This is a genomic window from Protofrankia sp. Cj3 (assembly GCF_917627355.1).
In the GTDB taxonomy this organism is placed as follows: Bacteria; Actinomycetota; Actinomycetes; order Frankiales; family Frankiaceae; genus Protofrankia.
The window spans coordinates 2,238-3,890 of record NZ_CAKJTR010000310.1 but is presented as its reverse complement, the minus strand read 5'-3'; the positions used below and the strand labels follow the sequence as shown (position 1 = coordinate 3,890).

Genomic DNA, 1,653 nt, shown 5'->3' with positions numbered 1-1,653 from the left:
CCCAGCAGAAGATCAGCGGACGGCTCACCTCCCAGGCCGCGACCGCCTGCCGCCTCCAGATCGCGAGTTACGTCTCCACCGCCCGCAAGCACGGTGTGTCCGCGATGCACGCCCTCCGGCTCGCGTTCCGCGGCACTCCCTGGATGCCACCGGCCGCCGTCGTCCCCACCTGACGGGCACTCCACCGACCCCGCCGCGCCGGCCCCGCCCGGCGTGGCCCACAGTCATGCCCACGACCCGTCACCTACAGCAAGATCTTTAAACTAGGTGAATTTTTACGAGTGGGCCGACGGGTAATACGGTGTCCGTCGTAGGACCTCGATGGCGGTTGGGAGATTCGCTGTTCCCAGACGCCTGATGGTGGCGAGGTCGTCCGGCAGGGGAAAGGGAGAAACACAATGGCCTCGCGGAACGTCCGGCGCGGTGTGGTCCTGATGGCCGCGCTGTTGGCTCTGGTTCTTGTCGGTGGCTGCGGCACCGGCACGAGCAAGATTCGATCTTCCTCGGGAAGCGCGGCGACTACCAGCGCGACCGACGACAGCGATCCGGAGGACAACGCGCCCTGCCCGACGGCCGGTAACACGCGTGCTTTCGCCAAGACCCGTTTCGCGTTGCACGCGGGCCTCGGCCTCGGCGCCTTCCACCGGTACATCTACAAGCCGCTGAAGAACGGCGGCTTCAAGGCCGGGGCCGACCAGCGGAAACGCACCTTCGTCAAAGCCGCGGTGGCGGGCGTCTTCACGGTGCACGAGCTGAAGGTCGCCAAAGGCTTCGCGGAAGCGAACCCCTCGCTCTGCAACGCTGTTCAGTCCATCAGTGACAGTTTTTCGAACCTGACCGACAAGCTGAAGAGCGGTACCGCCACCGAGGCGGATATCGACGCCAGCGAGAACAGTTTCGCCGGTCTGCAGCGAAGCGCCACAAGCAACGGTTTCGGGTTTGACGAGAAAAATGTGACCGTCCCGGGAGCCTGATCCCCGGAGGTACCGAACGGCTGTCGGCGGCCGCTGGGGCGAGCAACCATGAACCAGCGGCCGCCGATTCGTCGCTCGACGACTCGCGGCGGGCAGCTCGGCGTGACGCCCACAGCCGTCCCCGCTCTTCGTCATCGCCGGTGGCCTGGCGCGGCCGTCCGGGGAGAACGCCACCTCCGCATGGCTGGTAGCGGCGAGTACCCGAGCATTGTCTCGCGGCCAGAATTCTGATCGTCACATGGTGCTCCGGCCCACGGCAGCGGCCCGCCAACATCAGCCCGAACCCGCCCACCGAGTTGGGCGCCCGGCTTTCACGGGCCAGGCGACGCCGTGGCCTCCTCGGGCCGGCGGATGCCGCGGCTGGTCGCCTCCTCGCCGCTGGCGCGTTTTCATCTGATGAAAACAGTTATCTCCCAGAGGCATCAGCGGCGAACTTGTGGAGCGCCCGGTAACAGGGATGTGCCCCACCCCCGCGATGCCCCACCCCCGCGATGCCGCGCACCCTGTTGCCGGTTGCTCCAGGCGGACCGAGAGAGATATTGACAGGCGATCGAGCCGCTGGTTGCATTGTATGCAATATATTTTCATTGAGTGAAAATTTTTGAGGCAGCGCCTTCGAAGGCACTGCCTTTGGGGAGACGCCGCCTTCGAGCAAGAGCGACCGGCAACAGGGGTGTGG

At 65.9% G+C, this 1,653-nt stretch carries 1 protein-coding gene; it reads left to right on the top strand.

Features of this window, described 5'->3' with window-relative positions; all coding sequences use genetic code 11:
- Positions 1-434: 434 nt before the first annotated feature.
- A complete protein-coding gene (locus tag MJ783_RS22850) occupies positions 435-974 on the top strand; it encodes a hypothetical protein (RefSeq protein WP_239313879.1) in 540 nt (179 codons plus the stop codon).
- The last annotated feature ends 679 nt before the right edge of the window (positions 975-1,653 follow it).